Source organism: Bacteroides bouchesdurhonensis (assembly GCF_900155865.1).
Lineage (GTDB): Bacteria > Bacteroidota > Bacteroidia > Bacteroidales > Bacteroidaceae > Bacteroides > Bacteroides bouchesdurhonensis.
This window is the reverse complement of record NZ_LT707006.1, coordinates 5194655-5200158: the sequence shown is the minus strand read 5'-3', so window position 1 is coordinate 5200158 and position 5504 is coordinate 5194655. Positions and strand designations below refer to the sequence as shown.

Here is a 5504-nt window from a genome sequence, read left to right as displayed (position 1 = left end):
ACCACACGGGTATTCCCCTGATGATCCTTCAAATAGAAATGGAACTTCCTGTCCGGGAAACTCACATACCCCGCCTCATTGAGCAGCATCCTCAACACCCCGTTCTCATAGACCGCATTCCCACAGTAATCCGTTGTCAAGGTAGTAGCACCCGTCTTGTGCACCGTACGAAGCTTCGTCCCGTCAGCAGCATACTCATACCGGATACTGTTACCGTTGGCGAAGGTTACCTCATCAGGCAAATTTAAAAGATTATATCCGATTTTACTAATATCCTTGTTTAAATCTTTAGTCAGATTGCCATTTTTATCATAAGTATACTCCACCCCATGGTTAGCACCGTCTTTAAATTCCGTACCATTCTAGACCGAATTCATGGAAGCGTCTAATATTTCCACTATAACATGTAGTGTTTCCGTTATTGCCTCCTGATAGTTCAGCGTTTGACTGATCAATGCACCAGTAATACTCTTGCAAAAGCGAACATTGTACATAAAATTTGCCGTGAGAATACTGTTACCATTACGGCATTCGGTCGTTTTAAACGGTCTACTTCATCATAAATTATCTACTAGGGCAACAGAAGCATCGTTATTCAACTGGTAAATTGTTCTCAATAGACGATCATTATACTTATACGTATACATTTTAGCAATCGTTCTTTTCTTCATTATGATACATACTTGTTTTACTTGCGTAGGCTTCCCTGTAAAGCCGTATAAAAATATCCCAATATAAACTATCTATAATTAGACAATCTATATTAGGATAAAACAACATGATTAATTGCAAAACTCAATCAACATTTAGACAAAAAGAGATGCACTACCAGACTTCAAGCCAATATATCGCATAATTCTTATATATACTGACTCCCTTCGTATAGCCATGTTTCCAATCGTCAGGAAGCCCAACTCCGTTTCTTGAAAGACAATCATCTGTTAAAAAGCTACCTTTCTCCGCAGCAAGAAGATAAACAATTGCTTCTTTATTAAAATCAGAAGGAAAATTAGTCTCCCATTTATGAAAACTGGGTATTGGCAACATACCCGCAAACTGGGAATTGCGGATTGAATCCGATGATACAAGTATCTCAAACTTTGCATAGTCATAAGGAAGCACTAAACATGAATCTGTAATGTGATAGATACCTTTTGCTTTAAAAGTGGCCTCCTTTCTCAATTGATTAAGTTCTTCATTATCACACAATATTCCCAAATGAATATAATTTAAATATCTTCCACGTGGAAATAGCAATTCGAAAAGTACAACTCTCTTGCTATCTACATTTTCAGGGAAATGAGAAACTAGCGATTCCGGATACAAACTTATTATTTCAAGATAATTTTGTTTATCACGTTCATCCAAATTAGATTGAAATAAGCAACTAGCCTGAATAATAAGCAGGCTAGTTAATAGTAAAAAAAATATTTTTCTCATTATTGCTTATAGTTTCTCATTTTATTCTTAGTACCCTTAATTCGAAGATATTCACTCCAACTATTATATACTGTTGTTTCACGATAATCATGTTTTCCTGTCATCATAGGGCGTAATACACCATAAAGATTACTAGCACTTTTCATTAATTTATCACCCAAAGAAGGAACCGAATATGTATAATTATTCCTTTCAATCATGCCTATTGTTTTTCTACCGATAAGAAAAGTCATCAGATTATCCAACATACTTGGCTTTTTATACCACAATGTGGTCGTTTTCACACCTACTATTTTACTTTCAGAGGCAGAAAATATAGAATATTTCTCATTAATAATCTCTACTTTTCCTGTTGTTAATGTAAAGTTATGTTTTCCATCCGAATAAAGTTCCTCTATTGATTCTTCTGAAAGAAGTTGTTGAATAGGGTTGATACTATAACCATTTGCCTGAGCTAATGAAACAGATTCATTAAAATTGTATAATTGCGACAAAATATTTTTCATATCTCCTAACATGTTATTATTACCTATACGCGTATAAATTTGATCGTTATACATCAATTGTTGTCCAACTGAATCCCGGTGAAAATATAAATTTCCTGTCGATTCATTCATGTACCAGTCCCGTCCATCTATATCTATGTTTTTTATTGGATTATTATTACAATAAGCATATGAATTTACATTGTAGTATTTCTCTGCAGATGGATCCACCGCATGCCACCTTCCTATCGCAGCATCATACTGTCTCGCACCATAATCATACCAGTTCAGCCCATTCCTCGTATCCAACTCCTCATTATACTTGTAAGGCTGAACACTATTAGTTGAAGTGAAAGTTCCCCCAAACGGATAATACGCATTCGTTTCCTCCACATTGCCATCCTTATCCGCTACCACACGGGTATTCCCCTGATGATCCTTCAAATAGAAATGGAACTTCCTGTCCGGGAAACTCACATACCCCGCCTCATTGAGCAGCATCCTCAACACCCCGTTCTCATAGACCGCATTCCCACAGTAATCCGTTGTCAAGGTAGTAGCACCCGTCTTGTGCACCGTACGAAGCTTCGTCCCGTCAGCAGCATACTCATACCGGATACTGTTACCGTTGGCGAAGGTTACCTCATCAGGCAAATTTAAAAGATTATATCCGATTTTACTAATATCCTTGTTTAAATCTTTAGTCAGATTGCCATTTTTATCATAAGTATACTCCACCGTTTGATTGGAATTGTCTTTAAATTCCGTACCATTCCCATAGACAGAGTTTGTTGCCGCATCCTTGACCGCCTGCAACCGGTTACCGTTATACGTCAAAGCCAGATGATCGATCAGCCCGTAGCTGTTTGCAGCCGTCTGCCCGTAACGCTTCAACCCCAGAATATTCCCCATCTTGTCATACCCCGTAACCTGCTCATTGAACCGGTCCGTATTAGCGGCAAGCGTAGCACCTTCCCCGTAGAGGGCATCCTTCAACCTGGAAAGACCGTCATACGTGAAACGATACCCTCTTGGGCTGGTTTCCGATCCCGCCTTCCACGACATGCTGCTGATGTTTCCATTATAGCAGGGAGTATTCCCCGTTATCGCCTCCTGATAATTGAGCGTCTGGCTGAACAACGTTCCCGTAATACTCTTCGTCCACGAACGGACGTTATACGCATACTCTGTTTTCAGTTTCGCGTTTCCGTTCCTGCTGTCCGACTTCAAGCGTCCCACCTCATCATAAGTGTTATCCACCAGGGTCACCACCGCGGCATTGTCCAACTGATAGGTAGTCCTTAACAAACGTTCCCCCTGATCATACGTATAGGTATAGACTTCCGTCCGTGTATCCGCCCCGACCGTATGCACCTTCCTGACTTGTGTAGGGTTCCCCGGGAAGTCGTAGGCGGTAAATATCTTATCCTCCCCTCCCAGGGAATTGTTGCCCCGCTGCTGGATCAAACGTCCCCTCTCATCGTAATACATCACAGAATAAAGATAACCCGATACAGCTCCGCTGCTGTTCAGTTTCGCCGTCAGCGTTCCGGTGAGCAACCCTTTGACTCCCACTGTCCTGAGCTCATCATATCCCGCTACTTTCTCGTAAGCAGTGGCAGCACCCGAAGGGATGCCATTGGATCCTATAAAGTCATACCGGTCATAATAATTCACGCTCAATACCGTCGGGGTAGCCAGGGTGACTTGGGAGGGAAGCGTATATCCTTTCAGGTCATTGGTATGACTCGTTCCTGTTAATCGGGTAGCTTTTACCACTACGTTCTTCAATGGATCATTTGCATAATCCAGTGTATTCTTGCAGGTCCCCGTCAGGACAATCCGTCCAAAAACATCCGGGATGCTGAAGGACCATTCCCCTTTGGCACGTTGCCCGCCGTCCTGTACGAAGACAGGACGGTCGGCGGCATCATACACCGTATAGAGGGGATCACACCCGGGAAGTTTCTTGTAAATGCAACGGTTCCGCCCATCATACTTGTAGACATAGGCATACTTCTGTATCGCTTCCACAGTCTCTACCCATGAAGCGGGAGTGGTGGTAGAAGTCAGCAAGTCCGAAGCCGCCGGAGGCAGTACCATCCGCAGGTTCCCGTAGCCGTCATATACGTAATAGGTATCGTGCATCACCTCCCCGTCCATTACACGTGAAAGGAGGACCTTCTCCGTAGCCAGGTCCTTGAATTCCAGGCTGGTGTGCCCGTCCTCGTCAGTGGTCTGCGTACAGTCGAGGGTACCCGTCGCATAGTCCTGCCGGTAGGTGAGGCTGTCCGCAGAAAGGGAATAGATTCGCACGCCCAGCTTAGGGTAGAAGGTCAGGTAATGCGCCAGTCCTTTTTGGTTCTGGTTGGTAAGGAATGATGTTCGCTGTATTGAACAGGTAGAGTTGGTAAACATTTATAGAATAAACATTCCAATATATAAAATACCCTGATATAAATTATCTTTAATTAGACAACCTATATCAAGGTAAGACAGATTCGCATAAATATTATAATGGTATACTACTATAATAACATGAAATCAGCAATGGATTAGTTTTATCCATAACGAAATCGATCCATATTGATGTTTGAAAGAAATAAAAAAAATGAGACTCTATTTGTTTATTATCATTTTTAAAAAACACAGAAATTTTATATAAGCCTACCTTCATTTTTCTTTTTCCAAATAGACTGGGGAGTTCGTAAAACTCTAAAATACCATCATGAAGTATCAAAGTATCATCTAAAACAATAGTAACATTTATATCTTTCCCTCCTTCATAAGAGTTTCCAATAAATATATATGAAGTTTTAGATACTGAACATATTATTACAACACATATAATTATAAAACTAGCTATTATATATCCATTTTTTTTCATATCCGTATTATCTCCATTTTAGCCCTAAATCATTTGTAGTAATAGTAATATTTTTATTATGCACAAATGGATAAGGTATTTTTCTCATAATATATTGATAACTATTACTTCCTCTATTGATATTATTTTGTTTTTTCAACATAGTTACCCTTTGCGTCGCACTACTATTATGAGAAGTGCCTTTTTGTCTCATAATATTAAGTGGATTTAATGAATGCTCTAATCCTAATGCGTGTCCGAATTCATGTGTTGCAGTAAAAGTATTATTATCAGAGAAAATATTAGAAAACCAATTATCATTCGCAAAATCACTTGCAGCCAAAGTCATTACTTTTCCACCAGACATACTGGTAACCCCTCTGCCCCCCTCTCCCTGCGCATCTGCCAGCACGAATAAATGATCTGAGTCTACTACATCTTCCATCGTTTTTGCAACGTCTAAATTCATATCGATTTTTAAATCATATTTTTTTCCATCATCCCATTTAAAACTTCCTTCATAAGTGTTTTTAATATCTGAAATTATATCTTCTGCAGCTCTTTGCATATTAATATTATCACTTGAATTGTTAAAAATCTTTGCTGTGACATGCATTGTAACAATATCATCTTTCAAAGTATACCAAATACTATCTCCGTTAATATCAACATTATTCACTGGATTATTTGCTCCATATTGGTAAGGAGATAAA

4 protein-coding genes and 1 pseudogene are annotated in these 5504 nt (G+C 39.6%); all 5 read right to left on the bottom strand.

Features of this window, described 5'->3' with window-relative positions; translation table 11 throughout:
- Positions 1–326: pseudogene (locus tag CZ225_RS22295) on the bottom strand (RHS repeat-associated core domain-containing protein); the annotation flags it as partial.
- 499 nt (positions 327–825) lie between these two features.
- Positions 826–1440, bottom strand: a complete 615-nt coding sequence (locus CZ225_RS22290; protein WP_077155558.1) for a hypothetical protein — start codon at positions 1438–1440, stop codon at positions 826–828.
- Positions 1440–4343 (bottom strand): RHS repeat domain-containing protein, encoded by a 2904-nt coding sequence (locus CZ225_RS22285; protein WP_077155557.1) that lies wholly within the window; start codon positions 4341–4343, stop codon positions 1440–1442. Before CZ225_RS22285 ends, CZ225_RS22290 begins: the two co-directional genes overlap by 1 nt.
- 94 nt (positions 4344–4437) lie before the next feature.
- A complete protein-coding gene (locus CZ225_RS22280) occupies positions 4438–4812 on the bottom strand; it encodes a hypothetical protein (RefSeq protein ID WP_077155556.1) in 375 nt (124 codons plus the stop codon).
- 7 nt (positions 4813–4819) lie between these two features.
- Positions 4820–5504, bottom strand: a 685-nt coding sequence (locus CZ225_RS22275; RefSeq protein WP_129585934.1) for a matrixin family metalloprotease, incomplete at its 5' end; no start/stop codon positions are given.